The sequence below is a fragment of the Streptomyces actuosus genome (assembly GCF_016921115.1).
Classification (GTDB): domain Bacteria; phylum Actinomycetota; class Actinomycetes; order Streptomycetales; family Streptomycetaceae; genus Streptomyces; species Streptomyces actuosus_A.
Genome location: NZ_JAFFZS010000026.1, coordinates 77,371 through 103,882, shown reverse-complemented (window position 1 = coordinate 103,882; position 26,512 = coordinate 77,371). Strand labels below are relative to the sequence as shown.

Genomic DNA, 26,512 nt, shown 5'->3' with positions numbered 1-26,512 from the left:
ACGGATCCCGGTTCGGGGGTGACCAAGGGCCCCGACGGGGGACCGGGGCTCCGGACACGGGGACGGGGGCTCCGGATGCGGGGACGGGGGCTCCGGACGCGGGGACCGCAGGGCAGGCCTCGGCCGGCCCTGCGGCCCCCCGGGGCCCTGTGGCCCCGCGCAGCGGTCGCCGCGGGCAGAATGAGACGGTGAACGAAGCCATCCCCGTCACCCGGACCGTCGACCACGGCACGGCCCGGCTCATGCCCGACGTCGACCGGGAGCGGGCCTGGCTGCTGACCGTCGACGGGGCGCCGCAGTCCTACGTCGATCTGGACGCACCCCAGCATCTGGAGTTCGAGTACGCCCGGCGCCTCGGGCACGTGCTGGACACCGTCGCGGAGCCCGGGCGGGCCCTGGACGTCCTCCACCTCGGCGGCGGCGCGCTGACCCTGCCCCGGTACGTCGCCGCCACCAGGCCCGGGTCCCGGCAGGACGTCGTCGACGCCGACCGGGGTCTGCTGGACATGGTCGCCGAGCACCTCCCGCTGCCCGGCGGCAGCGGCATCGCGCTGCACGCCGCCGACGCGCGGGCCTGGCTGGAAGCCGCCCCGGACGCCTCGGTCGACGTCCTGGTCGCCGATGTCTTCGGCGGCTCGCGGATTCCGGCCCACCTGACCACGCTCGCCTACGCCCGCGACGCCGACCGGGTCATGCGGGACGACGGCGTCTACCTGGCGAACCTCGCCGACGGATCGCCGTTCGCCTTCCTGCGCTCCCAACTCGCCACGTTCGCAGCGGTCTTCGAGGAACTCGCGTTGATCGCCGAGCCGGGGGTGCTGCGCGGACGGCGCTTCGGCAACGCGGTGCTCGTCGCCTCCCACCGGCCCGTCGACACCGCGGCCCTCACCCGGCTGACCGCCGCCGACGCCTTCCCGGCCCGGGTCGAGCACGGAGCTTCGCTGCGCCGGTTCACCGGCGACGCGCGGCCGGTCGGGGACGCGGACGCCGTGCCGTCACCCGAGCCCCCCGACGGCACGTTCGGCATCGGCTGAGTCACCTCCACCGGTGCCCCGGACGACGGTCCGGCCGAGGCGCCGCTGACGACGCACGTACGGCCACCCGGCACCGCCCCCCACCACGACCGGCGCGAAGCGTGCTCGGTGAGAGCTTCCCGGGTACGGCGAGGTGCCCGGAGCGTGCTCCGTGCCATGGGTGGATACGTCATGCCAGCGCCAGGACCATGGCGATGACCATGGCTGTCAGAGACATGACCGTGATGTCGACGGATAGACGCAGGCCTCGATATTTACGCCTGGCTGCCTGCGAGAGCGCAACGATCAGTTCCGCACGTCGATCCGTCGTCACGTCCTCTCGCACCTGTTGTGGAGTGCGTTCGGCCCACAACCTGTACGTTCCGCAGGACCCGCCGCCGAGTTCCGGTCGTACGACCAGGAGAACGACGAGCATGGCTGCGACGAGGCCTGTTCCGGCGATGCCCAGCAGTACGGCGGGCGCTGTTTCGATCTTCTTGCCCGGCACGGTGGCCACGAGCACGGCGAACGGAACACCCAGCCCGGTGAGCAGTGCTCCGGCGGTGGTCTCGGTGCGACCGATCTCAGCACGTACGTCGGCAACGGCCGCGGCGAGTGCGTTGTCCGTGTCGATGGATGGTGGGCTCTGTGCCACGGCTGACCTCACGGCTGGAGACTGGGGTCAGCTTGGCGCCATGGCCCGCGGCGTGAAAGGGCGCTCGGTGGTGAACGGCGCATGAGGCGCACGAGCGGCACCTGCGACCTGCCCCGGGCGGGCGGGCGCGGGCGGTGCGGGGAGCCGGCGGCCTCGGTCGCCGGATGCTCGGCGCCGTCCCCGGCCCGCGGTGGAGGACGTTTCGTGCGTCGCCCGGGGCGACCGGTCGCACCACCCGCCCGCCGTGACCGGTCAGCCCTCCTGCGGAGTCCCGTGCAGCCGGACCGTGCTGAGGATCTTCATGACCGTCGCCTCGGGGACCTCGCCCTTGACACCCTTGGCTCCGTAGAAGTTGAACGACACGTAGTCGCCGGCGCCGTTCTTGAAGCCGAACGTCAGTGCCTTCCCGTCACTGTTGCACTTGCCCTTCCCCTTCTGCGGGGAGTCGGTGGACCGCGCCCAGCCGTAGCTGCCCTGGATGCCCGACGCCGTTCTGAAGGGCGTGGCCTTCTCGTCGTACGTGAGGGTCTTCTTGTCCGGCTGGGTGTAGCCGCCGTACACCCACCAGGCCGGGGTGTTGACGGCGACCTCGTCGGAACTCTTGGCGCCCTTGGCGCCCTTGGAGCCGACGGCGGCCAGGGGGGTGTCCTCGGTACGGCCGTCCTTGTCGTCGTCCGACGTGCACCACTTCGACTTGTACTCCGCGGTCCCCGACATGGTGATGATCGGTTTGAAGTCGTCGGAGTTGTCCTCCTCGAACCCGATGCTCAGCGTGGGGGAGTTGACCTCCCAGTCCGCCGGAACGTCGTAGGCGATGCCCCACTTGGGGTTCATCACGACCTTCCAGCCCGCCACGGTCGGCTTCTCGGTCTCCGCTCCGCGCGGGTTGTCCTGCGCGCCCGTCGCCGCGGAGCCGCTCGGTTCCACGGGGGCGGCGGAACGCGTCGGCGCGCTGTCCTTGCCGTCCTTCCCGGCCGAGTCGTCCTTGTCCCCGCCGAGGACCAGGAATCCGGTGACGCCCGCGGCCACCACGACCGCGGACGCCGCGACGACGGCCACCAGCTTGGTGCGGTTGCCACCACCGCCGCCCTGCGGTGGCTGGGACCCGCCCACGACCGTCGGTGCCTGCCAGGGCTGCTGCGGCTGCGGCTGCTGCCCGTAGGGGTTGGGCTGCTGGTAGCCCGGCTGCTGGTACGGGTTCGGCTGCTGATAACCCGGCTGCTGGTACGGATTGTTCTGCCCGTGCGGGTTCTGCTCTCCCCCGGGCGGCTGCTGCTGTCCTGGCCACATGCGGAGCAACCCTAGTGCCGCACCGGACACGAATCGGTCACCGCCCCTTGTCGGGGACGTACCGAAGCAGGGGGTCGACCCGGCGGGGATGTGCCGAATCAGGGACGTACCGAATCAAGCCGAATCGAGTCCGGTCGAGCGTGTACCGGGTCGGGCCGTCCGGAAGGCGGAGGGGGATGTGCGTTGTCCGTCGCCGAGGCGGGGGCGGGGGCGGGGGCGTCGGGGTGGAAGGTACCGCGTCCGGAGGGTTCTCCGGCGTGTCTGGTCAGATGTTGCTACTCACGGGTAACCTCCCGGCATGAGCGCAGACCAGATGTCCATCGGCGAGATGCTCGCCGCCACGGTGCCCATGGCCCGGACCCTCAACCTCGAGTTCCTGGAGACCACGCCGGAGAAGGCTGTGGTCTCCCTGCCGGACCAGAGCGACTACCACAACCACGTGGGCGGGCCGCACGCCGGTGCGATGTTCACGCTCGGCGAGTCGGCCAGCGGGGCGATCGTCCTGGCCGCGTTCGGGCAGCAGCTGTCGCGCGCCGTGCCGCTGGCCGTGCGGGCCGAGATCGCGTACCGCAAGCTCGCGATGGGCGCCGTCACCGCCACCGCGACACTCGGCCGTCCGGCCGCCGAGGTCGTGGCCGAACTGGACGCGGGAGAGCGGCCGGAGTTCCCGGTGACCGTCGAGATCCGCCGCGGGGACGGTGCCGTGACCGGCGAGATGACCGTGGTGTGGACCCTGCGCCCCAACGGCTGAGCGGCACGGGGTCGGGTGCGGGGCCGAGCGGGGTGCTTCCGCGGGCCGCAGCACCCTCGCGGCTGCCGCACGCCCGTGGGGGCGGAGCCGCTGGACGCGCCGGGTCGTCACACCCGCCGTCGGGCACCCCGGACGCGCGGAGCGGGACCGCAGAGGGCTCTCGCCGGTGTCGGCGGCGGGGTCGAGGTGACCGTCTTCGACGGCGGCGGGAGCGCCGCGGCGGGGCGCTTCCCGACGGGCAGCCAGTCGTCCAGGAGCGTCCGCGCGGCGGGGCCGGGCGCCTCGCCGACGTGCCGGCACGCCCCCGGCCCCGCCGGGAGGACGAGGGTCCCGCCCGGAACCCCGGGCCGGCCGGGAGGCCGCGTCCCCTCGGCAGGCGCCGCGGAAGGGCGCCGTGCTCACCGGGACGCCTCCGGTCCCGCCCGCTTCAGGCCGCCGCGCGCTCGGCCGCGGTGCCCGTGCCGTCGGCCAGGGCCGCCACGAACTCTCTGAGCCAGGCGGTGAACTCCGGGCCCAGATCGGGGCGTTCGCAGGCCAGCCGGACGACCGTGCGCAGGTAGTCGGCCTTGTCGCCGGTGTCGTAGCGCAGGCCGCCGAAGACGACGCCGTGGACCGTGCCGTCGCCGGCCATTTCCTGGAGGGCGTCGGTCAGCTGGATCTCACCGCCCCGGCCGGGCGGGGTGCGCTCCAGGACGCCGAAGACCTCCGGGTCGAGGACGTAGCGGCCGATCACCGCGTAGCGGCTCGGCGCCGCCCGGCGGGAGGGCTTCTCCACCAGGCCCGTGACGCGGACGACGTCCGGCTCGGCGGTCGGAGCGACGGCCGCGCAGCCGTACAGGTGGATCTGCTCCTCGGGTACCTCCATCAGCGCGACCACGCTGCCCGCGCGGGCCTCACGCACCTGGAGCATCCTGCGGAGCAGCGTCTCGCGCGGGTCGATCAGGTCGTCGCCGAGCAGGACCGCGAAGGGCTGTCCGCCCACGTGGTGGCGGGCGCACAGCACGGCGTGCCCCAGTCCCAGCGGGTCTCCCTGCCGGATGTGGTGGATGTCGGCCAGCCGGGCGGGGTCGCGCACCGCGTCGAGACGCACCGTGTCGCCCTTCGCCGCCAGGTTCTGCTCCAGCTCGAATGCGTGGTCGAAGTGGTCCTCGATGGCCCGCTTGTGCCGGCCGGTGACCATCAGGATGTCGTCGAGCCCCGCCGCCGCGGCCTCCTCGACGACGTACTGGATGGCGGGTTTGTCGACGATCGGCAGCATCTCCTTCGGCGTCGCCTTCGTCGCGGGCAGGAACCGTGTCCCGAGTCCGGCGGCCGGTACGACCGCCTTGCGCACGGCGGGCGCGGTCGGGGGAGTCGGTGAAGTTCGGGGGGCGCTCATGCGCCGCATGCTGGAACACCGGGATGAGAGCCGGCCCGGAGTGGGATGAGAGCGGGCTGTGGGCCTCGCGGAGGGCGGCCCGCGGTCCCCGGCGGAGCCCCGCCGCGGTCCCGTCGCCCCGCACCACGGCCCGCCTGCGCGGAGCGCAGGCGGTTCGGCCGGGACGCCGGTCCCACGAACCGGACGTCGCACGTCAGAGCGACCCGGTAGGCTTCCGGGGGCAGGCACGCCCACCGGGCGCGCGCCCGGGGGGTCCCCGGAATGCAGGGTGGCAGAACGGGGAGGAACCGGCGGTGCACGTCCAGGAGTGGCTCGACACGGTGCCCGCGGCTGCCGTCTACGCCGTGGTGGGACTCGTCATCGGACTGGAGAGCCTGGGCATCCCGCTGCCCGGTGAGATCATCCTCGTCTCCGCCGCGCTGCTGTCCTCCCAGAGCGGAGGCGTCGACCCGGTGGTGCTGGGCGCCTGCGCCAGTGCCGGTGCGGTGATCGGCGACTCCATCGGCTACGCCATCGGCCGCAAGGGCGGACGGCCGCTCCTGGCCTGGCTCGGCCGCAAGTTCCCGCGGCACTTCGGCGAGGCGCACGTCGCCACCGCCGAGCGCTCCTTCCACAAGTGGGGCATGTGGGCCGTCTTCTTCGGCCGCTTCGTCGCCCTGCTGCGCATCTTCGCCGGGCCGCTCGCCGGCGTTCTGCGGATGCCGTACTGGAAGTTCCTCATCGCCAACGTCCTGGGCGGCATCGTGTGGGCGGGCGGTACGACGGCGGTCATCTACTACGTCGGTGTGGTGGCCGAGTCCTGGCTGAAGCGGTTCTCGTGGCTGGGCCTGGTGGCGGCGGTGCTGATCGGGCTGACGTCGATGCTGATCCTCAAGCACAAGGCCAGGAAGGCCGAGGCCGCGCAGCAGGAGCCCGCGCCCGTGCCCGCCGGGGAGTAGCCCCACTCGCGGGCCGCGTGCGGCCCCGGTCGGTCACGCCTCCCGGAGCCCCCGGTCACGCCTCCCGGAACGCCTCGTCCGGGGCACTCGGCCGAGGCGGCCGAAACGCCCCCGGGTTCACTCGGCCGAGTCGTCGGCGTCGTGAGCGTCGTACGCGTCGCTCCGGTGCGCCTTCGCCAGCTCCGCGTACAGGGTGCCGTTCAGTGTCACGCCCTGCCGCTCCTCCTCCGACAGCTCCCGCCTGACCTTGGCGGGAACACCGGCGACGAGCGAACCCGGCGGCACCACCATGCCCTGCGGCACGAGCGCCTGCGCGGCCACCAGGGAGCCGGCGCCGATCACCGCGCCGTTCAGCACCGTCGCGCCCATGCCGATCAGGCAGTCGTCCTCCACCGTCGCGCCGTGCACCACCGCGTTGTGACCGACGGACACGCGCTCGCCGACCGTGACAGGGAAGCCGGGGTCGGCGTGCAGGGTGCAGTTGTCCTGCACGTTGCTGTCGGCGCCCACGCGGATGCCCTCCACATCGCCGCGCAGGACCGCGCCGTACCAGACGCTCGCGCCCGCGCCGAGGGCCACATCGCCGATCACCGAGGCCGTGGGTGCCACGAACGTGGCCTCGTCGATCCGCGGCCTCCTGCCGCCGATGCCCCGGATCAGCGCCTGGTGCGTCATCGTTGCCTCCCGCTTGTCGGTACACCGGCACCGTACGCCACCCGGTGGGGCGAAGATCACAGGGCTCCCGCGTGATGGGCCCGCCGCGCGGCGATTACCGTGAGCCCGTGCCCAAGCGCAAGAACACGTTCTCATCCTGGCGGCGCGGCCTCGCGCAGCGCGCCGTCCATGCGGCCTGGTCGTGGGTGCAGCGCACGGGGTCCGTCACGGCCGAACACCCGGCGGGCTTCCGCTTCGGTGCGATGGGAACAGGTACCAGGCTCGCGTTCCCGCTCGGCACGGTCTTCGGTGAACCGTGGATCCACGTCGGCGCCCACTGCATCATCGGCGAGCAGGTCACGCTGACCGCCGGCCTCATGCCCGATCTCGACCTCGGGCCCGAGCCGATCCTGCGCCTCGGCGACGGCGTCGTGCTGGGCCGCGGCAGCCACGTCATCGCGGACACCACGGTCACCATCGGCAGCGACTGCTACTTCGGTCCGTACGTCTACATCACGTCGACGAACCACTCGTACGACGATCCCCATGAGCCGATCGGAAGGCAGTGGCCGCGCATGGAACCGGTGGAGATCGGGCCCGGCTGCTGGATCGGCACCGGAGCGGTGATCCTGCCCGGAGCGCGGATCGGACGGAACGTGGTGGTCGCGGCGGGAGCGGTCGTGCGCGGTACCGTGCCCGACCACGCCGTGGTCGCGGGGGCGCCCGCCCGGGTCGTGCGGCGCTGGACGCCCGACGGCGGCTGGCAGCCGCCGCTGCGGACCCCGGCCCCGGTCCCGATCCCCAAGGACGCCACCCCGGAGCAGTTGCGGGCGCTGTCCGCACTGGACGAGGAGGAGACGGCGCGGCCGGCCGCACTCGACGCGGAGCAGGCGGCGCGGCTCGCGCGGCTGGAACCCGAGGGGTGACGCCGCGTCATCCGGCCGCCAGCAGCAGGGTGCCGACCAGGGCGAGGCCCGCCCCCGCCGCCTGGACGGCGCGCAGCCGCTCGCTGAGGAAGCCTCGCGCGGCCAGAGCGGTCACCACGGGGTAGAGCGAGGCGAGGACGGCGGCGACGGTGACCGGACCGTGCTGGGCGGCCACGGCGTACGTGCCGTTGGCGGCGACGTCGGCGAGGCCGACGAAGCCGAGCGCCGGCAGCGACGCCCGGGGCAGACCGCCGTCGGGCAGGGCGGGGAAGCCCCGCCGCACGGCGGCGTACAGGGCGGCCCCGCCCGCGGAGACGTTGACCACGCGCTGCACGAACAGGGCCAGGAAGAGGCCGGTGACCGTGGTCGAGGCCTGGGCGATCAGGGCGAACACCGTGCCGAAGCCGAGCGCGGCGACGAGGGTCAGGGCGATGGTCCGGCGCTGCACGGACGCACCGCCGAGCTGGGGTCCGCCCGCCAGGACCACGCCGGCGACGGCGACCGCGATCCCGGCGACCTGCACGAGGCCGGGGCGCTCGCCCAGTGTCAGGCCGACGCCGACGGGCACGGCCACGCTCAGGGTGGCCAGCGGGGAGACGACGCCCATCGGGCCGGCGGCGAGGGCCCGGTAGAAGCAGATCATCGCCACCGGGCCGACCAGCCCCGCCGCAACCGCGCACCACAGCCGCGGACCGGCCTCGGCCCAGCCGCCCGTCGCCACCACGACGGCGCCGAGCACCGCTGTCGCGATCGTCTGCGACACCACGACCACGGTCAGTGCCGGCAGGCGCCGCGTCAGCAGCCCGCCGCCGAAGTCGGCCAAGCCCCACAGGAGGCTGGTGGCCAGGGCGAAGAATGCTGTCACGGGCCGCCTCGCAGTACAGTTCGGTGAACAATCGGGTGCACCACACCGTAGTTCAGCGAACCGAACTCTGTCATCCAAGATATTGAACTGTCGGGCCTCGCCGGGCCCGCCGGAACCGCCGGACCCATTGGATCTGTCTCCTTGGCCGAGAATGTCGAAAACCCTGGACGGACCGTGTCGGACCTCGACCTGCTGACCCAGTCCCTGGCGCGCAACGTCAAGCGCTGGCGCACCGAGCGCGGCTTCACCCTGGACGCGCTCGCCGCCCGGGCGGGTGTCAGCCGCGGCATGCTCATCCAGATCGAGCAGGCGCGCACCAATCCGAGCATCGGCACCGTGGTCAAGATCGGCGATGCGCTCGGCGTCAGCATCACCACCCTGCTCGACTACGAGCAGGGGCCGAAGGTGCGCATCGTCCCCGCCGACCAGGCCGTACGGCTCTGGCACACGGACGCCGGCAGCTACAACCGCCTCCTCGCCGGCGCCGAGGCTCCCGGCCCGCTGGAGATGTGGGACTGGCGGCTGATGCCGGGTGAGTCCAGCCCCTCCGACCCGCACCCCGCGGGCACGGTCGAACTCGTCCATGTCACGGCCGGCGAGCTGACCCTCACGCTGGACGGGGTTCCCTACCGGGTTCCGGCGGGTTCGAGCGCCTCCTTCGAGGCCGACGCGCCCCACGTCTACGGCAACGAGGGGGACGAGCCGATGGAGATGGTCATGGCGGTCTCCGTCCCGCCCGTCCGCTGAACCGCCCCGCCGCGCTCGGTGAGTTCGCGGCACCGGGCGGGTGCCCGGCCGGTGCCCGCCCGTAGGGCTTGCCGAGCGGGCGGGCACCGGCCCGGCCGCCTGCGGTGACCCGACCACCCCCGCCGCGGACGCCGAACGGCGGACCGCTTCCCTGTCCGGCGGAGGCGGCTTCGAGGGGGCAGGGTGCCGTGCGCCGCGCGGTGATCGGGCCGGTCGGTCCGGAGGGGGCCGCCGTCCGGCCCGTCAGGCGCCCGCCGACCCGGGCCGGCGCCCCCGTGCGGGCCCCGAAGGCGCGGCCGGGTCACGCCGGCGCGTGGTGGGCGAGGCGCCGGTGCGGGTCCGGCTCCCCGGGGGCGGGTTCCGGGTCGGCGTGCACGAGGGCGGCCGTCAGGCGGGGCACGGCGTGCAGCAGCGCGTGCTCGGCGTCCACGGCGACGGCGTGCGCCTGCCGTACCGTAGCCTCCCCGTCCACCACCACCGCCACCTCGGCCCGCAGCCGGTGTCCGATCCACCGCAGCCGCAGCTCGCCCACCGCGCGTACGCCCGGAACCGCGGCGAGCGCCTGTTCGGCCCGGTCCACCAGGACGGGGTCGACCGCGTCCAGCACCCGCCGGAACACCTCGCGGGCCGCGTCGCGCAGCACCAGCACGATCGCCGCCGTGATCGCCAGCCCCACGACCGGGTCGGCCTGCTCCCAGCCCAGGGTCGAGCCGCCGGCGCCCAGCAGCACGGCGAGCGAGGTGAAGCCGTCGGTGCGGGCGTGGAGCCCGTCCGCGATCAGCGCCGCCGAACCGATCGACCGGCCGACGCGGATACGGTGGCGGGCCACCCACTCGTTGCCCGCGAAGCCGATCAGCGCGGCGGCGGCGACGGCCGGCAGGTGCGCGACCGGACGCGGCGCGAGCAGCCGTTCCACCGCGGCCCACCCGGCGAAGGCGGCGGACGCGGCGATCGTCAGCACGATCGCGATGCCCGCCAGATCCTCCGCCCGCCCGTAGCCGTAGGTGAAGCGCCGGGTGGCGGCCCTGCGCCCCAGGACGAAGGCGATGCCCAGGGGGACGGCGGTCAGGGCGTCCGCCGTGTTGTGCACCGTGTCGCCGAGCAGGGCCACCGATCCCGAAGCGACCACCACGACGCCCTGTGCCAGCGCGGTCGCGCCGAGCACCGCCAGCGACACCCACAGCGCGCGCATGCCCCGGGCCGAGGACTCCAGGGCGGCGTCGATCTTGTCGGCGGTCTCGTGGGAGTGCGGGGTGAGGAGGTGGCTGATCCGGTGACGCAGGGGGTGGCGGGAGCCGGGGTGTCCGTGCCCGTGCCCGTGCCCGTGCTCGTGTCTGCGGACCTCGTGCGAGTGGCCCCACTGCTCGTGCCGGTCGCTCACGTGGCTCCCCTTCCGGTGGGCGGAGGTGGACGCGCGTACGTCCACGGGGCCATTATGTGCGTATGAGCGCACGCATGCACCTGTCATCTGCACGCGATGCGCACCCGCGCACCCCCGGCGAGGAGCAGTTCGCGCTCGCCGCCGAGATCCTCGCCCTGCTCGGCGACCGCACCCGGATCGTCCTGATGCATGCCCTGGCGTCCTCGGAGGCCGACGTCACGACGCTCACCGAGGTCTGCGGGGCTGCGCGGCCGGCGGTCAGCCAGCATCTGGCGCGGCTGCGCCTCGCGGGCCTGGTGACCACCCGCAAGGAGGGCCGGCGAGTGGTCTACTCGCTCCGGGACGGGCATCTGCGCCGCCTGGTGGACGAGGCGCTGAGCGTTGCCGACCACCGGCTCACCGACCGCCCGGCGCACGACTGAACCGTTCCGGGTGCCGGGCGTCGCCCCGGCGCCCTCCCGGACGGTTCGGGCGGTGCCGTGCGGCGACCGGGGTCGTCCCCATGCTCGCGGAGCCCCCCACGAGAAGCGGCCCGGACCCGGGTGCACACCCCGGTCCGGGCCGTGTGACGGGCTGTGCGACGCGCCGCCCGGCGTCCGCCGCCTACTTCCCGCCGAGCAGCGGGATCTCGATCGCCGGGCAACGGTCCATCACCATCTCCAGGCCCGCGGCCCGAGCACGGTCGTACGCGGCCTCGTCGACGACGCCGAGCTGGAACCACACCGCCCGGGCGCCCTTCGCCACCGCCTCGTCCGCCACCGCGCCCGCCAGGGCGCTGTTGACGAACACGTCGACCACGTCCACGTCGAAGGGGATGTCCGCGAGAGAGGCGTAGCCCTGCTCGCCGTGCACCGTCTCGGCCTTCGGGTGCACGGGCACGACACGCTTGCCGTGGCGTCTGAGCACCTCGGCCACCCCGTGGGCGGCACGCCGCCGGTTCGAGGACAGGCCCACCACCGCCCACGTGTCGCCGAGCTCGGTGAGGATCTTGCGGACCGCCGCGTCGTCTCCGTACAAGGCCAATCTCCCTTGGCGTCGGGGTACCTACCGTCGAGACGGACAACCGCACTCCGGCCGCCGGGATTCCGCCGCCGACCGGCGCGTTCACCGCCACCCTGTCCGGAATCCCCGCGACCGGACTGCGCGCGGCCGTCCGCGCGCCTACGCTCAACTGCGTGCTGCGCATCATCGACGACCGGACCGGCGAGCCCGTCGAGGCCGCCCCGGTCCGCCGCGGGCTGACCCGCATCGAGGCCCACGCGCCCGGCTACGATCCGACCTCCCTGCGCGTCCTCCTCGTCACCGACCTGCTCGTGCGCGCCCTCGAACTCGGCGGCACCCCCGTGTGGGCCCTCCTCGACGCCCCGCGACGGCAGGCCGAGCTGCGGGCGGGTGCCGCGGCCCTCGGCATGCGGCCCCTGGAGGACAGCCGGGACGTGGCCGCGGGGCTCGGCGAGGCACAGGTCGTCCATGTGGCCCCACAGGGCACCGCAGTTTCCGACGGCGTCCTGCTGGCCGTCGGCCCGGTCGAGACGGCACCCGGCGAGCCGCCCCTGGACGCCGACCCCGCCGTCGTACGCCTGGCCCTGCTGAGCACGCCCCGCACCACCGTTTCCCGGCTGGACCCGACCGTGCTCGCCGCGGCCGGCGACACCCTCACCCGCCGTCGACGTGCCGTCGCCGACTGGGCGCGCCGCCCCTCCCGGCCCGTCCCGGACACCGTGCGCGCCCGGCTTCGCGCCGCCTGGGAGAACGACCTGGACATCCCGGCCGTCCTGCGCGTCCTGCACGACGTGGCGCAGGCCCCGCCCGGGGAACTGCCGGACGGCGCCCGCTTCGAGACCTTCGTCCACGCCGACCGGCTGCTCGGCCTCGACCTCGCCCGCGACGTGGGGGCCCCGTGATGACCGGGCGCGCGGGCGCGGGCCCCAGGCGCCGCCTCGTCGTGCTGCGGCACGCCAAGTCCGCCTGGCCGGAGGGCACCCCCGACCACGAGCGCCCGCTGGCCCCCCGGGGCCTGCGCGACGCCCCCGCCGCGGGCCGGGCGCTCGCCGCCGCCGACTGCCTGCCCGACCTCGCCCTGTGCTCCACCGCCGTCCGCGCACGCCGGACCTGGGAACTGGCCTCCGCCCAGTGGGGCACCCCGCCGCCTGTGCGGTACGACGAACGGCTGTACGCCGCCGGCACCGCGACCCTCCTCGACGCCGTCCGGCGGGCGCCTCCTCACGTCGGCACACTGCTGCTGGTCGGGCACAATCCCGGACTGGCGGACCTCGTCCTCGACCTGGCCGGCGACGGCCTCGACGACACCCTGGAGCGGGTGCGCACCAAGTTCCCGACGGCCGCGATCGCCGTCCTCACCTGGTACGGCCCCTCCTGGCGCGCGCTCACCCCGGGCGCCGCCCTGTTGACCGCGGTCACGGTGGCGCGGGGCAGGAAGAGGTAGCGAGCGCACCGGGCAGCCGCGGGGGAGCGGTCCGCATGCTCCCGCATAGGCTGGCCCGATGCAGGACGAGTACCGCACGATCGCCCGCACCGGCGTGCACGAGACCGAGGTCAACCGCTCCCGCTTCCTGTGCGCCCTCGCACCGGCGGCCACCGAACGGGAGGCGCAGGACTTCGTCGCCGCGGTGCGCAAGGAGCACGCCGACGCCACGCACAACTGCTGGGCGTACGTCGTCGGCGCCGACGCCGCGATCCAGAAGGCCAGCGACGACGGGGAACCCGGCGGCACCGCCGGCGTACCGATGCTCCAGATGCTGCTGCGCCGGGACATGCGCTACGTGGTCGCCGTCGTCACCCGCTACTACGGCGGTGTCAAGCTCGGCGCCGGCGGCCTGATCAGGGCCTACGGCGGCGCCGTGGGCGAGGCCCTGGACGCGCTCGGCACCCTCACCCGCCGCCGGTTCAGGCTCGCCACGGTCACCGTCGACCACCAGCGCGCCGGCAAACTCCAGAACGACCTGCGGGCCACCGGGCGTGAGGTCCGCGACGTCCACTACGGCGAGGCGGTCACCCTGGAGATCGGACTGCCGGACGCCGACGTGGACGCCTTCCGCGCCTGGCTCGCCGACGCCACCGCCGGAACGGCCGCCTTCGAGCCGGGCGGAGAGGCCTACGGCGACGCGTGAGTCGGCAGGGCGACGGCTACGGCGTCAGGTCCTGCTCGCCGATCCGCGTGCCCGAGCGGTGGAGGTCGCCACCCCGCCGTGCACCTCGTACACGTGGGCCCCGTCGGCCGCCGGCCGGCCGTCATCCGCCTCCTCGGCGGCCACGGCGATGCCCTCCTCCCGGCCGTCTGCTGAAGCCGCCCCGCCGCTCCCGCCGCAGCGGCCGTCACCGGATCCGTGCCGTGCCCCCGGATCGCCCGCGTCGTGCAGGTCGGTCGATGCAGGGGTGCTTCCGGACGGCAGCCGTGTCTCCTCTCACATCGAACGACGCGGCTGCCTCGTCGGCGGTGCGGCCCGGCGTTCGCGAGCCGGTCCGTATCGGATCGAAACAGGCTTCCTCCTCTCCTGCCTCTCCCCTTTGCTCCCTTTGCCCCCTTTCCTCCCGCTCCTCGCGCCCGTCAAGGGCCCGTGCCCGCAGGCGGGGTGGCGCGAAGGCGACGGAGCGGGACAGAGAACCCGGTGACGGGCGAACACGGGAGTAACCGCCCGTGGTGTCGGACCCGGCCGTTAGTCTCGGGGATCATGCGACTGCTGCACACGTCCGACTGGCATCTCGGCCGGTCCTTCCACCGGGTGAACATGCTCGGCGCCCAGGCCGGGTTCGTCGAGCATCTGGTGGCCGCCGTTCGGACGCACGACGTCGACGCGGTCGTGGTCGCGGGGGACGTGTACGACCGGGCGGTGCCGCCCCTCGCCGCGGTCGAGCTGTTCGACGACGCCCTGCACCGGCTCGCCGCGCTCGGCGTGCCGACGGTGATGATCTCCGGGAACCACGACTCGGCCCGCCGGCTCGGCGTGGGTGCCGGTCTCATCCAACGCGCCGGCATCCACCTGCGCACCGACCCGGCCGCCTGCGGCACGCCCGTGGTGCTGCGGGACGCGTTCGGCGACGTCGCCTTCTACGGCCTGCCCTACCTCGAACCGGCCCTGGTGAAGGACACGTTCGGGGTGGAGAGAGCCGGCCACGAGCCCGTGCTGGCGGCCGCCATGGACCAGGTCCGCGCCGACCTCGCCGCCCGTGCCCCGGGGACCCGCTCCGTGGTCCTCGCGCACGCCTTCGTCACCGGTGGCCGGGCCAGCGACAGCGAGCGCGACATCACCGTCGGCGGTGTGGCCGCCGTGCCCGCCGGCGTCTTCGACGGCGTCGACTACGTGGCGCTGGGCCACCTGCACGGCTGCCAGACCCTCACCGAGCGCGTCCGCTACTCCGGCTCCCCGCTGCCGTACTCCTTCTCCGAGGCCGACCACCGCAAGTCCATGTGGCTGGTCGATCTCGGCGCCGACGGCTCGCTCACCGCCGAGCGCCTCGACTGCCCGGTACCCCGGCCGCTGGCCCGCCTGCGCGGCACCCTCGAGGAGCTGCTGGCCGACCCCGGCCTCGCCCGGCACGAACAGGCCTGGGTGGAGGCCACGCTCACCGATCCGGTCCGGCCCGCCGACCCCATGGCCCGGCTCAGCGAGCGCTTCCCGCACACGCTCAGCCTGGTCTTCGCCCCCGACCGGGCCCCGGACGACCCCGCCGTGTCCTACGCCAGGCGCCTGGCCGGGCGCACCGACCAGCAGATCGCCGAGGACTTCGTCGCCCATGTGCGCGGCGTCGGCCCCGACGGCCGTGAGCAGGCGGTCCTGCGCGACGCCGTCGACGCCGTCCGAGCGGACCACGCCGTGCGGGAGGTGGCGCCGTGACCGGGCCGGCCCGGCAGGACCCAGGGGTGCGGCGCACCCGGAGCGCGCAGGAGGCTGCATGAGACTGCACCGGCTCGGCATCACCGCCTTCGGGCCTTTCGGCGGCTCGCAGACGGTCGACTTCGACGAGCTGACCGCCGCCGGCCTCTTCCTGCTGCACGGACCCACCGGTGCGGGCAAGACCTCGGTTCTGGACGCCGTGTGCTACGCGCTGTACGGAGCCGTCCCCGGCGCCCGCCAGAGCGGCCAGGGCATGGCCCTGCGCAGTGATCACGCGGCCCCCGGCACCCGGACCGAGGTCACCCTCGAACTCACCGTCGCCGGACGGCGTCTGGAGCTCACCCGGCAGCCTCCGTGGGAACGCAGGAAGCTGCGCGGCACGGGCACGACGGTCGACAAGGCCCAGTCCTGGCTGCGCGAGTACGACGCCACGGCCGGCACCTGGAAGGATCTCAGCCGCTCGCACCAGGAGATCGGCGAGGAGGTCACCCAGCTCCTCGGTATGAGCCGCGAGCAGTTCTGCCAGGTCGTGCTGCTGCCCCAGGGCGATTTCGCCCGCTTCCTGCGGGCCGACGCCGAGGCGCGCGCCCGGCTGCTGGGGCGCCTGTTCGACACCCACCGCTTCGCCGAGGTCGAGCAGGGGCTCGCCGAACGCCGCAGGACGACCGAGGCGCAGGTCCGGGAGGGCGACGCGGCCCTGCTGGCCGACGCCCACCGCATGCAGCAGGCCGCCGGTGAGGCCATGGAGCTTCCGCAGCTGTCGCCCGGCGAGCCCGGCCTGACCGAGGCCGTCCTGACCGCCGCGGCCGTCGCCCGTGCCACCGCCCGCGAGCAGCTCACGGTCGCCCGCTGCGGGCTCGCCGCCGCCGAGTCCGCCCAGGCCGCCGCCGACCGCACCCTGGCCGACGTCCGCGAACTCGCCCGTCTCCAGAGGCGCTTCGCCGAGGCACAGGAGCGGGCCCGGCGCCTGGAGGAGGATGCCGGGGCCCATCGTGAGGCGCAGGCGCGCAGGGAGGGGGCCCTGAAGGCGGAGAAGGTCGCGCCCGCACTGGAACTGCGCGACGCCGCCGGCGCCGAGCACCGGCGCGCCGCCGGGGCCGAGGCGGACGCGCGCGCACTGCTGCCGCCGGACTGCGCCGGTGCCGGCGCCGCCGGGCTCGCCGCAGCCGCCCGCCGTGCCACCGAGGAACTGGGCGGCCTCGACTCCGCCCGCCGCGCCGAGCAGCGCCTGCACGACCTCCTCACCGAGCGGGCAGGCCTCGACCGCCAGGAGCGCGCCGACGACGACGTCCTCGCCGAGGCCGCCACCTGGCTCGACGGGTGGGACGCGACCCGGGCCGCGCTCCAGCACCGCATCGAGACGGCACAGGAGGCCGCGACCCGCGCCGAGCAGCTCTCCGTGCAGCGCGAGCCCGCCCGGCAGCGCCTGGACGCGGCCCGGCTGCGCGACCGGCTGGCCGGCGACGTCGAGCGGGCCGCCGCCGAGGAGGGCGAGGCCCGCGCGCGGATGCTCGGGGCCAAGGCGCACTGGCTGGACGTCAAGGAGCAGCGCCTGAACGGCATCGCCGCCGAGCTGGCCGCGCGTCTGGAGGACGGCGCCCCCTGCGCGGTCTGCGGATCCACCGAGCACCCCGCCCCCGCCCGCAAGGACGCCGGCCACGTGGATCGCGCCGCCGAGGAGCTCGCCCTGGCCGCCTACCAGGAGGCCGAGGCGACCCACACCGAGCAGGAACGACGTATGGCCGCCGTACGCGAGTCCCTCGCCGCGGCCGCCGCCGAAGCGGGCGAGACGCCCACCGAACGTCTGGCCCGTGACACGGACGAGCTGGAGCGGCTGTACGCGCGGGCCCGCCGGGCCGCCTCCGGGCTCCACGCCGCGCACGAGGAACTGCGCCGCGCCGAACAGGAGTACGAGCGGCGCATCGCCGAGCGGCAGCGGGCCGAGCTGGCCGCCGCCTCCCGGGCGGCCCGCCGTGACATCCTCGACCGTGAACGGGCCGCACTTGAGGAGGAGTTGGCCGAGGCCCGGGGGGAGACGGGCAGCGTGGCGGAGCGTGCCGCCCAGCTTCGGCGCAGGGCCGGCCTGCTGACGGACGCCGCCGAGGCCACCCGCCGCGCCGAGGACGGCGCGCAGCGCCTGAAGGACGCCGACGCGCGGCTCGCCGACGCCGCCTTCCGCGCCGGGTTCGACACCCCGCAGGCCGCTGCCGCCGCACTCCTCGACGATGCCGCCCACCGCGCACTGCAACGACGCCTGGACGAGTGGCAGTCCGAGGAACTCGCCGTCCGCACGGCCCTCGCAGAGCCCGGCACCGCCGCCGCGGCGCAGCGTCCCCCGGCCGACCCCACGGCCGCGGAACTCGCCGCCGCGACCGCCGCCCGGCGCCTCCGGGAGGCCGCCTCGGCACACGACGCGGCGGTCCGACGCTGCGAGGAACTCGACCGGCTGTCCATGCGCGCCGCCCGAGGCGCCCGCCGCCTGGCCCCCCTGCGCGAGGAGCACGACCGCGTGGCCCGCCTGGCGGCCCTCGCGGCGGGCACCTCCGCCGACAACGAGCGAAGAATGCGCCTGGAGTCGTACGTCCTGGCCGCGCGTCTGGAGCAGGTCGCCGCCGCCGCGACCGTACGGCTCCAGCGCATGTCGTCGGGCCGCTACACCCTCGTCCACTCCGACGACCGCACCGGCCGCGGCCGAAGCGGTCTGGGCCTGCACGTCGTGGACGCGTGGACCGGGCGCGAGCGGGACACGGCGACGCTGTCCGGAGGGGAGACGTTCTTCGCCTCCCTCGCCCTCGCCCTCGGGCTCGCCGATGTGGTCACCGACGAGACCGGCGGGGTCCGCCTGGACACCCTCTTCATCGACGAGGGCTTCGGCAGCCTCGACGACCAGACCCTCGACGAGGTCCTCGACGTGCTCGACTCCCTGCGCGAACGGGACCGCAGCGTCGGCATCGTCAGCCACGTCGCCGACCTGCGGCGGCGTATCCCGGCCCAACTGGAGGTTCGCAAGGGGCGAGCGGGCTCCTCGGTGCGGCTGCGCACCGGGGCGGACGCGCTGGGCGGCTGATCAGGCGGCTGCTCCCGAGGCCGCCGTCGGAGGAGTCCTGCCCGTTCCTGCCGCCCGCCATGGCCGATCACCACCGTGCCGAACTCGTCGTCGACGCCTTGGACACGGCCCATGGCCGGGGGAACCTGGAGCCGGGCTGTGTGATCCACAGTGATCGCGGCAGCGAGCTCTCATCCCCATTCCGTGAACGAGTAGGCGAGCTGGGACTCGGGCGGAGCCGCGGGCGGACCGGATCATGCTTCGACAATGCCGCCCCGGAGAGCTTCTGGGCCCTGCTCAAGGCGGAGATCGGCACCCGGACCTGGCCCGACCGGGTGACCGCCCGCGCCGAGGTCTTCACCTTCGTCGAGACCTTCTACGACCGGATCTTGAACAAGCTCAGGGTCTGATGCGGCCGCGAACGGCGAGGGCGGCAAGGGCGAGGAGCATGGGTTCGAGGAGGCGCGATGTCATCTCGATGTAGGTGCCGGCTGTGGTGAGGTTCTGGCCGGAGGCGCGGAAGATCACGGAGTTGAGGACGATCCGTGTGGCCTGCTCCGCGCGGTCAGTGGTCAGGCGCTGGTGCCAGGGGCCTGTCAAGGTCGGGTCCGGTGTGGTGGTTGTGAGAGTGAGTCGGCCGTGGGTGAGGGTGCCGGTGGCGACCAGGTCCGGGGTGTGAGTGGGCAGACCCCACAGCACCAGGAGCAGCACCGTGGTGGTCATGGCTGCCAGAAGCCAGCTCATGGCGCGGGAGGAGCGCAGGCCGTATCCGGACAGCAGCCAGTACCAGAAGAGCAGGCCGCGTTCGGCGCGCGAGGTGCCGGTCCGGTCGTGGCGGCGCATTTCCGTCTCGCCGTAGTAGAAGTCGGCCGCACCGGGTTCGTTCTTGCCGTCCTCGAAGGCCTTGCGCAACTGCCGGTACACCGCGGCCACGTGCTGCGGGGTGGGGGTGCGATCCGTGTCGGTGTGGCGCCGACCGGTGCGCCACAGGCGGGACGATGAAGGCTGCCCGGCCTGTGTGGCGGGCTGAGGGGCTGCCTGGGCACGCCAGTGGTGTTCTTCGGCCAGGCAGCGTCGCTGAGACCAGCGATAGGGCCATATGCGGTGGCGTAGATGGATCCCGGTGGGGGCGGGGGCGAAGGTGGTGGTGCCTTCCAGTCGGAGCTGGTCGAGGTGGAACGCCCCGGAGAAGAGGCAATCGCTCAAGTCGGTTTCGGCCAGCACCAGATGGGCGGCATCCACTCCGTGCACCGAGGTCACCTTCACGCCAGGGTCTCGGCCGTCCAGCGGTGTTTCGTCCACCGTGTGGCCACCAGCGGCAGTGAACCTGGGCGAAGCCATGACAGCCGCTGGTGCCGACAACACAGCTCGGCTGAGGTCTACGGTTGCGTACCGCAGGCGCAAAGTAGCTGTCGACTCCCACCGGGTTCGGACACACTGCACCTCGGCCGCCGCGATCTCCACCGTCACGGGGGCTCCGAAGACGCTTTCGGACAGGTCGACCCGGCTGGTGCAGGTCAACGGGCCAAGCGCTGACAGCGCGGGGAATGTCGCGCTGCGGAAACGCGCGTCCTCGGCGAAGGTGGCCTCGTCGAATCGGACTTCTGCGCAGAATGCGGCCTGGTCGAATCCAGCGGGCCCGGTGAACACGGCACCGCCGAAGTCAGCGCGGACGGCGAAGCGCCCGCCGCTGAACTGGGCGGGACCGGTGAACGTCGCGCCGGCGAAGGCGGCGAGGCCTGTGAAGGTGGCATCGGTGAAGGCGGCGGGGCCGGTGAAGGCCGTGCCGTCGAAACCAGCGGAGCCGTTGAACGTCGCGCTGCCGAACCCTGCGGAGCCGTTGAACATCGGGCTGCCGAACGCGGCGAGGTCGGAGAACGTCGCCCCGTGAAAACCGGCGGAGCCGTCGAATGTCGCCCCGACGAAGCCGGCGGGCCCGGAGAACGTCACCAGACCTAACTCGGCGTGGTCGGTGAACCGCACGCCGGCGAAGGCGGCGAGGCCGGTGAACGTCGCTCCGTCGAAGCCGGCGGGGCCGGTGAACGTCGCCTCGTCGAACCGGGTGTTGCCCAAAAGCGGCTTTCCCATCGCGGGGTCCCGCAGGGCGCCGAGGAGTGCCCGGAGGACGGGTTCGGTGAAGGGCGTGCCGCGGTGATCGATGTCGGCGCCCGGGGCCAGCTCGGCGAGGTAGGCGGTGCGGTCGGCGTCGGTGAGGTGAGCCAGGCAGTCGGAGAGGCCCGGGACGTGAATGCCGCGGCAGCCGGTGGGGTCGGCAGGGGAAGCACCGTGTCCGCAGTGCGGCCAAGAGGGCCCGGACCGTACATGCGGTGCGCTCATCGACTGACAGGCACGCAGCAGGCTGTTGAGTACCCCTGCCGGGTCGTGCAGGATACGCGCGCCATCGGTGACAACGCGCCGTGTGCCGGAATCGACGGGGTCGGTCTTGGCCCAGCCGACGGCCCCGACGTTCATCTCCACTTCCAAGCCCGAGGCAGTGGCAAAGCGTCGTTCATCGGCTGCCCCCCACGACTGGGTTCTGATCAGTGTGCCGAGGGAGAGCTCATCGGCCCACGTTTCCTCCGAGTACCCGGTCACGTCCGTCGCGAGGAGCACGAGGTCGATGTCGGAGCGGGGCGGGCGGCGTTGCGAGCGCATGAGCCGACCAGCAGCAGGCCGACGATGTCGTCACGTTTCGCGGCCCAGCGAGCAACACGGTCGATGATCTCTTCGATTTCAGCAATCCGTGTGGGCGAGATGGTGGCCTGCCCACTCGCCGACTGCTCGTCACGGTGCACTGAGATGGCCTCCTGGGTGGGTAGCGGAGCCGAACGCGACACAGTGTCTCAAGCACCGTTCTGGGCGCAGAGGTTGCCGTGATCGCGGCAGCGGTACAGCCCACCAGAACGTCCAGCTCCCGCAGGTGTGTCCAGCCGCCCAGGGCATACCGGCCCGTCCGCCGACAGCATGCATGCCCGCATCGGGGAATGTTGCCCCGTCAGCTTTCACATGCCCCGATGCCCCGAGCCCGTACCGTCACCGGAATTGCAGGATCAAGTTGCACGCAGCCGGCTCGCACCGACCCCGCGTTTCTTCAACACCCAGCTCGGCTTCGTGCACCAATGCGGCGACGAGGGAAGCACGGACACTGGACCAGCTGCGCCGTCTGCGTGACGCTCCTAGGCTGCGGATCACGAGCAGGACTCGGACACGAGCGCGGCAACGCGTTCGTCGAGCAGTTCGAGGGCCCGCTGAGCCTGCGGAGCGATCGGCCGCTGCAGGTGCGGCAGCGGGGGCGACGGGGCGGGTGCTCAGCGGCCGACCGGCCGGCCGGGCAGGGGCGAGGAGTACACGACGCTCGTGGTCACCGAGCCGAGCGCCCCGATCCTCCCGGACACCTCCTCCAGGTGCCGCATGGAGCGGGCGGCGACCTTGATGACGAAGCAGTCGTCGCCCGTGACGTGATGCGCCTCCAGGATCTCGGGCGTCGCCGCGACCAGGTCGTGGAACGGTTTGTAGTTGCCCGTGGGGTACCGCAGGCGCACGAACGCCAGGACCGGCAGTCCGAGCCGCTCGGTGTCCACGACCGCGGTGTAGCCCTTGATCACCCCCGCCTCCTCCAGCCGCCGCACCCGCTCGGTGACGGCGCTCGGCGACATGGACACGGCCCGCGCCAGCTCGGCGAAACTGGCCCGACCCTCCCGCTGGAGGACGTCGAGAATGCGCCAGTCGGTGGCGTCCGGGGAAAACGCGGTCATGCCCGATGACTAGCAGGGAAATCCCCGGCGCGGCAAGACCTTCTCCGGGGAACACACCTTCAGTGGGCTGATCACGGACCGTAGATTTCAGGGCGTAGGAACTCCTCCAGCGAAAGGCTCCGGACGATGACCACCCCGACCGCCGCCGGCCCCGTCCTGCGCGTCCCCCCGGCGTCTCCGGCCGAGGCCGCCGCCTACTTCCGGGCCTCGCTGGCCTTCCACGCGGACGTCTCGGACGTGGCCGCGGCCCTGGCCACCGGAGGCGACCCCGGCTTCGTCGTCATGGACTCCCGCTCCACTGAGGCCTGGGACCAGGGCCACGTCCCCGGAGCGCTGCACCTGCCCACGGCCCTCGTCCCCGAGCAGGCCGAGCGGCTCCTGGACAAGGCCGTTCCGGTGGTGACCTACTGCTGGGGCCCCGGTTGCAACGGCGCCACCCGCGCCGCGCTCGCCCTCGCCGAACGCGGCTACCGGGTCAAGGAGATGCTCGGCGGCTTCGAGTACTGGGTGCGCGAGGGCTTCGCGTACGAGACCTGGCAGGGTCGGGAGCACCGCGCTCCCGACCCGCTCACCGCGCCCACCGGCGCCGGGGACTGCGGCTGCTGAACCCGGCGCGGAGCGGAGCGTGCCGCGCTCGATCGGTGCCGGGACGATCGAGCGCGGCGGAGCGGTGATCCCGAGGGGGTCAGAGCAGGGACAGCTCGTCGACGAGGTCGTCCAGGCCCAGGGACCCCTGGGAGAGCGCGGCCATGTGCCAGGCCTTCAGGTCGAAGGCGTCGCCGTGCCGCTCGCGGGCCTTCTCGCGGCCCAGCAGCCAGGCCCGCTCGCCGAGCTTGTAGCCGATGGCCTGGCCCGGCATCGTGAGGTAGCGGACCAGTTCGCTCTCCACGTAGTCCGCCGGACGGCTGCTGTGCGCACCGAAGAACTCCTGCGCCAGCGCCGGGGTCCAGCGCTCGCCGGGGTGGAAGGGCGAGTCGGCGGGGATCTCCAGCTCCAGGTGCATGCCGATGTCGACGATGACCCGCAGGGCCCGCATCATCTGCGCGTCGAGGTAGCCCAGCCGCTCCTCGGCGTCCGAGAGGAAGCCCAGCTCGTCCATCAGCCGCTCCGCGTACAGCGCCCAGCCCTCGGCGTTGGCGCTGACCCCGCCGACGGTGGCCTGGTAGCGGGAGAGGTTCTTGGCGACGTACGTCCACTGGGCGAGCTGGAGGTGGTGGCCGGGGACGCCCTCGTGGTACCAGGTCGACACGAGGTCGTACACCGGGAAGCGGTCCAGGCCCATGGTGGGCAGCCAGGTACGGCCGGGGCGGGAGAAATCCTCGGACGGGGCCGTGTAGTACGGGGCCGCGGCACCGCCGGGCGGTGCGATACGGGACTCCACGCGGCGCACCGGCTCGGCCAGCTCGAAGTGCGTGCCGTCCAGCTTCTCGATCGCCTCGTCCATCAGGCCCTGGAGCCAGTCGCGGACCTCGTCGACGCCCTCGATGTGCCGGCCGTGCTCGTCGAGGTGGGCGAGCGCCACCCATGGCGTCCCGGCGCCGGGAAGGATCTTCTCGGCCTCCTGCTTCATCTCGGCGAGCAGCCGGTGGTACTCGGCCCAGCCGTACGCGTACGCCTCGTCCAGGTCCAGATCGGTGCCGTTGAAGTAGCGGGCGAGGCGGGCGTAGCGGTCCCGGCCCACGGTGTCCGGCGCGCCCTCGATGGCCGGCGCGTACACGTCGCGCATCCAGTCCCGCAGCTCCGCCACGGCCGCGGTGGCGCCGCGGGCCGCCTCGTCCAGCTCCGCCCGCAGCGCGTCGGGTCCGGCGGCGGCGAAGTCCTCGAACCAGCCGCGTCCCTCGCCGGTGTCCGCCCACTCGGCGAGCTGCTCGACGAAGGTGGCGGTCGGGCGGGGGGCCGCGTACAGCGTGCGCTCCAGGCCGAGGGCGAGGCCTGCGCGATAGCCGGCGAGCGCGTCCGGTACGGCGCGCAGTCGTTCGACGATCGCGGCCCAGTCGTCCTCGGTCTCCTGCGGGGTCACGGTGAACACGTCGCGCACCTGGTGCGGCGGCGTGTGCAGGTTGCCGACCGCGCGCAGGCCCTCGTCGGCATCGTGGACGGCGAGTTCGGCGGTCAGCCGCTCGCGCAGCAGACGCGCGCAACGGCGTTCGACGTCGCTGTCCGCACCGGGCCGGCGCTCCGCCTCGTCCAGCTCGGCCAGGGTCGCCCGCGCCAGCGCGGCGAGTGCCTCCTGGCCCGCCGGTGAGGTGTCGGGCAGCCGGTTCGAACTCTCCTTCACGCCGAGGTAGGTGCCGGTGATCGGGTCGAGGGCGATGAGGCCGTCGACGTAGGCGTCGGCGACCTCGCGGGGCAGCGGGCTGTTGGTCTGTGACATGCGGACCATCCTCGTACGGGCGGCCGCCGCGCGTCACGCGGATTGCGCGCCGGGAGCGGCGGGCAGCAGTGGTCCGCACTCCCACTGCTGGAAGATCAACCGTGTCTCGACCCGGGCCACCTCGCGGCGCGAGGTGAACTCGTCGAGCACCAGTCGCTGGAGGTCCGCCATGTCGGCCACGGCCACATGGACGAGGTAGTCGTCCGGGCCGGTGAGGTGGAAGACGGTCAGTGCCTCCGGCAGCGCGCGGATCCGCTCCACGAACGGTCCCACCAGCTCCCGCCGGTGCGGGCGGACCTGCACCGACAGCAGCGCCTGGAGGCCGCGCCCCAGCTTGGCGGGGTCCAGTCGCAGCCGGTGCCCGAGGATCACACCGCTGCGGCGCAGCCGCGTCACCCGGTCCAGACAGGTCGACGGAGCCACCCCGACCTGCGCGGCGAGATCCCGGTAGGTCGTCCGGGCGTCGTTCTGCAGCAACCGCAGCAGATGGAGGTCCACCGGATCCAGTACGACTGATTCGGACATGTGCCGAACGTAACACGGGCCCGGGCTCCCCGGGTCCGGTCGGTGTTCACTCTTCCGCTCACGGGCCGCCGTCCCGTCGACACCTCGCACCGAGCCTGTGGAGACGCCTGTGGACACCAACTGCAACGCCCCGAGAGCTCTCACCACCGAAGCCGTGCACGCCGGCCGCGACGATCTCGCCCGCCAAGGCCTGCACGCCCCGCCCATCGACCTGTCGACCACGTATCCGTCCTACGACAGCCGCGCCGAGGCGGCCCGTATCGACGCCTTCGCCGCGACCGGCGCCGAACCGGACGGGCCGCCGGTGTACGGCCGTCTCGGCAACCCGACCGTCGCCCGTTTCGAGACGGCACTGGCCCGTCTGGAGGGCACGGAGTCCGCGGTCGCCTTCGCCAGCGGCATGGCCGCGCTGAGCGCCGTGCTGCTGGCACGGGCCTCTATGGGGCTGCGGCACGTGGTCGCCGTCCGCCCGCTGTACGGCTGCAGCGATCACCTGCTCACCGCGGGACTGCTCGGCTCGGAGGTGACCTGGACCGATCCGGCGGGCATCGCGGACGCCGTGCGCGCCGACACCGGGCTGGTCATGGTGGAGACGCCCGCCAACCCGACCCTGGCCGAGGTCGACCTCGCGGCCGTCGCCCACGCCTGCGGCAGCGTGCCGCTGCTGGCCGACAACACCTTCGCCACGCCGGTGCTGCAGCGGCCCGCCGAGCGGGGAGCGCGGCTGATTCTGCACAGCGCCACCAAGTACCTCGGTGGACACGGCGACGTGATGGCGGGCGTGGTCGCCTGCGACGAGGAGTTCGCCGGGCTGCTGCGGCAGATACGGTTCGCCACCGGCGGGGTGCTGCATCCGCTGGCCGGCTATCTGCTGCTGCGGGGCCTGTCCACGCTGCCCGTCCGGGTCCGTGCCGCCTCGGCCACCGCCGCCGAGCTCGCTCGCCGGCTCGCCGCCGACCCGCGCGTGGCGCGCGTGCACTATCCGCGGATCGGCGGCGCGATGATCGCGTTCGAGGTGCACGGAGACCCGCACGCCGTCATCTCCGGCGTCCGGCTGGTCACCCCGGCCGTCAGCCTGGGCAGCGTCGACACCCTCATCCAGCATCCGGCCTCCATCAGCCACCGCATCGTCGACGCCGACGACCGCCGGGGTGCCGGGGTGAGCGACCGTCTGCTGCGCATGTCGGTGGGCCTGGAGGACGTCGAGGACCTGTGGGCCGACCTGGACCGGGCGCTGGCCCGGGCGGGAACCGCGGCCGAGGCGGGAACGGCGGCGGAGGCGGAGATGCGCCGGGTGCTTCACTGAGGGGCCGGCCCCGGTCGGCGTACGACGCCGGTCGGGGCCGCAACCGGTCCGC

Annotated in this window: 26 protein-coding genes; 14 read left to right on the top strand and 12 right to left on the bottom strand. The window is 73.7% G+C overall.

The annotated features are described in order from the left end of the window. Window positions 1–188: 188 nt before the first annotated feature. Window positions 189–1,034 carry a spermidine synthase gene (locus JS756_RS26305; RefSeq protein ID WP_205385686.1) on the top strand — a complete coding sequence of 282 codons (846 nt, stop codon included), beginning with the start codon at window positions 189–191 and terminating at the stop codon, window positions 1,032–1,034. Window positions 1,035–1,203: 169 nt separating this feature from the next. On the opposite strand, the gene JS756_RS37850 is transcribed toward JS756_RS26305, so the two are convergent. Both JS756_RS37850 and JS756_RS26295 read right to left on the bottom strand, forming a co-directional pair. After that, the gene (locus tag JS756_RS37850; protein WP_307791080.1) at window positions 1,204–1,668 is read right to left on the bottom strand and encodes a Pycsar system effector family protein; all 465 of its coding nucleotides are present in this window, start codon (window positions 1,666–1,668) and stop codon (window positions 1,204–1,206) included. Between the two features lie 252 nt (window positions 1,669–1,920). Continuing rightward, complete coding sequence (locus JS756_RS26295; RefSeq protein WP_205385685.1) at window positions 1,921–2,958, bottom strand: DUF8017 domain-containing protein; 1,038 nt, start codon at window positions 2,956–2,958, stop codon at window positions 1,921–1,923. A gap of 313 nt (window positions 2,959–3,271) precedes the next feature. Between JS756_RS26295 and JS756_RS26290 the strand changes: the two genes are divergently transcribed. Beyond that, entirely contained in the window at window positions 3,272–3,709 is a 438-nt protein-coding gene (locus JS756_RS26290; RefSeq protein WP_205385700.1) for a DUF4442 domain-containing protein, read from the top strand. A gap of 427 nt (window positions 3,710–4,136) precedes the next feature. Here the strand turns inward: JS756_RS26290 and galU are convergent, their stop codons facing one another. Then, the gene (galU, locus tag JS756_RS26285; protein ID WP_205385684.1) at window positions 4,137–5,087 is read right to left on the bottom strand and encodes a UTP--glucose-1-phosphate uridylyltransferase GalU; all 951 of its coding nucleotides are present in this window, start codon (window positions 5,085–5,087) and stop codon (window positions 4,137–4,139) included. A gap of 293 nt (window positions 5,088–5,380) precedes the next feature. Between galU and JS756_RS26280 the strand changes: the two genes are divergently transcribed. Continuing rightward, window positions 5,381–6,025, top strand: a complete 645-nt coding sequence (locus JS756_RS26280; protein WP_205385683.1) for a DedA family protein — start codon at window positions 5,381–5,383, stop codon at window positions 6,023–6,025. Window positions 6,026–6,142: 117 nt separating this feature from the next. Here the strand turns inward: JS756_RS26280 and JS756_RS26275 are convergent, their stop codons facing one another. Continuing rightward, window positions 6,143–6,700, bottom strand: a complete 558-nt coding sequence (locus tag JS756_RS26275; RefSeq protein WP_205385682.1) for a gamma carbonic anhydrase family protein — start codon at window positions 6,698–6,700, stop codon at window positions 6,143–6,145. A 107-nt stretch (window positions 6,701–6,807) separates the two neighbouring features. Here JS756_RS26275 and JS756_RS26270 point away from each other — a divergent pair, with 107 nt between their 5' ends. Continuing rightward, a complete protein-coding gene (locus JS756_RS26270) occupies window positions 6,808–7,605 on the top strand; it encodes an acyltransferase (RefSeq protein WP_205385681.1) in 798 nt (265 codons plus the stop codon). A gap of 7 nt (window positions 7,606–7,612) precedes the next feature. Here the strand turns inward: JS756_RS26270 and JS756_RS26265 are convergent, their stop codons facing one another. Beyond that, complete coding sequence (locus JS756_RS26265; protein WP_205385680.1) at window positions 7,613–8,470, bottom strand: DMT family transporter; 858 nt, start codon at window positions 8,468–8,470, stop codon at window positions 7,613–7,615. Between the two features lie 174 nt (window positions 8,471–8,644). On the opposite strand from JS756_RS26265, the gene JS756_RS26260 reads away from it, so the two are divergent. Further along, on the top strand, window positions 8,645–9,217 hold the full coding sequence (locus JS756_RS26260) for a helix-turn-helix domain-containing protein (RefSeq protein ID WP_205385679.1): 573 nt from the start codon (window positions 8,645–8,647) through the stop codon (window positions 9,215–9,217). A gap of 301 nt (window positions 9,218–9,518) precedes the next feature. Here the strand turns inward: JS756_RS26260 and JS756_RS26255 are convergent, their stop codons facing one another. Then, on the bottom strand, window positions 9,519–10,598 hold the full coding sequence (locus JS756_RS26255) for a cation diffusion facilitator family transporter (RefSeq protein WP_438817346.1): 1,080 nt from the start codon (window positions 10,596–10,598) through the stop codon (window positions 9,519–9,521). A gap of 62 nt (window positions 10,599–10,660) precedes the next feature. On the opposite strand from JS756_RS26255, the gene JS756_RS26250 reads away from it, so the two are divergent. Beyond that, window positions 10,661–11,020: an ArsR/SmtB family transcription factor gene (locus JS756_RS26250; RefSeq protein ID WP_205385678.1), complete on the top strand. Its 360-nt coding sequence runs from the start codon at window positions 10,661–10,663 to the stop codon at window positions 11,018–11,020. 181 nt (window positions 11,021–11,201) lie between these two features. On the opposite strand, the gene JS756_RS26245 is transcribed toward JS756_RS26250, so the two are convergent. Continuing rightward, the gene (locus tag JS756_RS26245; protein WP_205385677.1) at window positions 11,202–11,615 is read right to left on the bottom strand and encodes a CoA-binding protein; all 414 of its coding nucleotides are present in this window, start codon (window positions 11,613–11,615) and stop codon (window positions 11,202–11,204) included. Between the two features lie 158 nt (window positions 11,616–11,773). Between JS756_RS26245 and JS756_RS26240 the strand changes: the two genes are divergently transcribed. From JS756_RS26240 to JS756_RS26215, 6 genes are all read left to right on the top strand, one after another. After that, window positions 11,774–12,502 (top strand): cysteine--tRNA ligase, encoded by a 729-nt coding sequence (locus JS756_RS26240; protein WP_205385676.1) that lies wholly within the window; start codon window positions 11,774–11,776, stop codon window positions 12,500–12,502. Beyond that, window positions 12,502–13,044 carry a SixA phosphatase family protein gene (locus tag JS756_RS26235; protein WP_205385675.1) on the top strand — a complete coding sequence of 181 codons (543 nt, stop codon included), beginning with the start codon at window positions 12,502–12,504 and terminating at the stop codon, window positions 13,042–13,044. Before JS756_RS26240 ends, JS756_RS26235 begins: the two co-directional genes overlap by 1 nt. 58 nt (window positions 13,045–13,102) lie before the next feature. Continuing rightward, complete coding sequence (locus tag JS756_RS26230; RefSeq protein WP_205385674.1) at window positions 13,103–13,729, top strand: YigZ family protein; 627 nt, start codon at window positions 13,103–13,105, stop codon at window positions 13,727–13,729. A gap of 561 nt (window positions 13,730–14,290) precedes the next feature. Further along, the gene (locus tag JS756_RS26225) at window positions 14,291–15,454 is read left to right on the top strand and encodes an exonuclease SbcCD subunit D (RefSeq protein WP_205385673.1); all 1,164 of its coding nucleotides are present in this window, start codon (window positions 14,291–14,293) and stop codon (window positions 15,452–15,454) included. 58 nt (window positions 15,455–15,512) lie between these two features. Beyond that, the gene (locus JS756_RS26220; protein WP_205385672.1) at window positions 15,513–18,521 is read left to right on the top strand and encodes an AAA family ATPase; all 3,009 of its coding nucleotides are present in this window, start codon (window positions 15,513–15,515) and stop codon (window positions 18,519–18,521) included. Window positions 18,522–18,580: 59 nt separating this feature from the next. Continuing rightward, a complete protein-coding gene (locus tag JS756_RS26215) occupies window positions 18,581–18,910 on the top strand; it encodes a DDE-type integrase/transposase/recombinase (protein WP_205385671.1) in 330 nt (109 codons plus the stop codon). Here the strand turns inward: JS756_RS26215 and JS756_RS26210 are convergent. From JS756_RS26210 to JS756_RS26200, 3 genes are all read right to left on the bottom strand, one after another. Next, entirely contained in the window at window positions 18,900–20,972 is a 2,073-nt protein-coding gene (locus JS756_RS26210) for a pentapeptide repeat-containing protein (protein ID WP_240204376.1), read from the bottom strand. The two genes, JS756_RS26215 and JS756_RS26210, sit on opposite strands and share 11 nt — an antisense overlap. Before the next feature lie 119 nt (window positions 20,973–21,091). Then, entirely contained in the window at window positions 21,092–21,295 is a 204-nt protein-coding gene (locus JS756_RS26205; protein WP_205385670.1) for a hypothetical protein, read from the bottom strand. A 513-nt stretch (window positions 21,296–21,808) separates the two neighbouring features. Then, entirely contained in the window at window positions 21,809–22,255 is a 447-nt protein-coding gene (locus JS756_RS26200) for an Lrp/AsnC family transcriptional regulator (RefSeq protein ID WP_205385669.1), read from the bottom strand. A 126-nt stretch (window positions 22,256–22,381) separates the two neighbouring features. On the opposite strand from JS756_RS26200, the gene JS756_RS26195 reads away from it, so the two are divergent. Then, on the top strand, window positions 22,382–22,861 hold the full coding sequence (locus tag JS756_RS26195) for a rhodanese-like domain-containing protein (protein ID WP_205385668.1): 480 nt from the start codon (window positions 22,382–22,384) through the stop codon (window positions 22,859–22,861). 79 nt (window positions 22,862–22,940) lie between these two features. On the opposite strand, the gene JS756_RS26190 is transcribed toward JS756_RS26195, so the two are convergent. Continuing rightward, the gene (locus JS756_RS26190; RefSeq protein ID WP_205385667.1) at window positions 22,941–24,629 is read right to left on the bottom strand and encodes a DUF885 domain-containing protein; all 1,689 of its coding nucleotides are present in this window, start codon (window positions 24,627–24,629) and stop codon (window positions 22,941–22,943) included. 33 nt (window positions 24,630–24,662) lie between these two features. Continuing rightward, on the bottom strand, window positions 24,663–25,154 hold the full coding sequence (locus JS756_RS26185; protein ID WP_205385666.1) for an Lrp/AsnC family transcriptional regulator: 492 nt from the start codon (window positions 25,152–25,154) through the stop codon (window positions 24,663–24,665). 109 nt (window positions 25,155–25,263) lie between these two features. Here JS756_RS26185 and JS756_RS26180 point away from each other — a divergent pair, with 109 nt between their 5' ends. Further along, complete coding sequence (locus tag JS756_RS26180) at window positions 25,264–26,460, top strand: trans-sulfuration enzyme family protein (RefSeq protein ID WP_307791078.1); 1,197 nt, start codon at window positions 25,264–25,266, stop codon at window positions 26,458–26,460. The last annotated feature ends 52 nt before the right edge of the window (window positions 26,461–26,512 follow it).

Excerpts from the sequence above, each read along its gene's own strand:
- JS756_RS26295 (WP_205385685.1), bottom strand. The coding sequence starts at position 2,958 with ATGTGGCCAGGACAGCAGCAGCCGCCCGGGGGAGAGCAGAACCCGCAC.
- JS756_RS26290 (WP_205385700.1), top strand. The coding sequence starts at position 3,272 with ATGTCCATCGGCGAGATGCTCGCCGCCACGGTGCCCATGGCCCGGACC.
- galU (WP_205385684.1), bottom strand. The coding sequence starts at position 5,087 with ATGAGCGCCCCCCGAACTTCACCGACTCCCCCGACCGCGCCCGCCGTG.
- JS756_RS26275 (WP_205385682.1), bottom strand. The coding sequence starts at position 6,700 with ATGACGCACCAGGCGCTGATCCGGGGCATCGGCGGCAGGAGGCCGCGG.
- JS756_RS26250 (WP_205385678.1), top strand. The coding sequence starts at position 10,661 with ATGAGCGCACGCATGCACCTGTCATCTGCACGCGATGCGCACCCGCGC.
- JS756_RS26235 (WP_205385675.1), top strand. The coding sequence starts at position 12,502 with ATGACCGGGCGCGCGGGCGCGGGCCCCAGGCGCCGCCTCGTCGTGCTG.
- JS756_RS26230 (WP_205385674.1), top strand. The coding sequence starts at position 13,103 with ATGCAGGACGAGTACCGCACGATCGCCCGCACCGGCGTGCACGAGACC.
- JS756_RS26225 (WP_205385673.1), top strand. The coding sequence starts at position 14,291 with ATGCGACTGCTGCACACGTCCGACTGGCATCTCGGCCGGTCCTTCCAC.
- JS756_RS26220 (WP_205385672.1), top strand. The coding sequence starts at position 15,513 with ATGAGACTGCACCGGCTCGGCATCACCGCCTTCGGGCCTTTCGGCGGC.
- JS756_RS26215 (WP_205385671.1), top strand. The coding sequence starts at position 18,581 with ATGGCCGATCACCACCGTGCCGAACTCGTCGTCGACGCCTTGGACACG.
- JS756_RS26210 (WP_240204376.1), bottom strand. The coding sequence starts at position 20,972 with ATGAACGTCGGGGCCGTCGGCTGGGCCAAGACCGACCCCGTCGATTCC.
- JS756_RS26200 (WP_205385669.1), bottom strand. The coding sequence starts at position 22,255 with ATGACCGCGTTTTCCCCGGACGCCACCGACTGGCGCATTCTCGACGTC.
- JS756_RS26195 (WP_205385668.1), top strand. The coding sequence starts at position 22,382 with ATGACCACCCCGACCGCCGCCGGCCCCGTCCTGCGCGTCCCCCCGGCG.
- JS756_RS26190 (WP_205385667.1), bottom strand. The coding sequence starts at position 24,629 with ATGTCACAGACCAACAGCCCGCTGCCCCGCGAGGTCGCCGACGCCTAC.
- JS756_RS26185 (WP_205385666.1), bottom strand. The coding sequence starts at position 25,154 with ATGTCCGAATCAGTCGTACTGGATCCGGTGGACCTCCATCTGCTGCGG.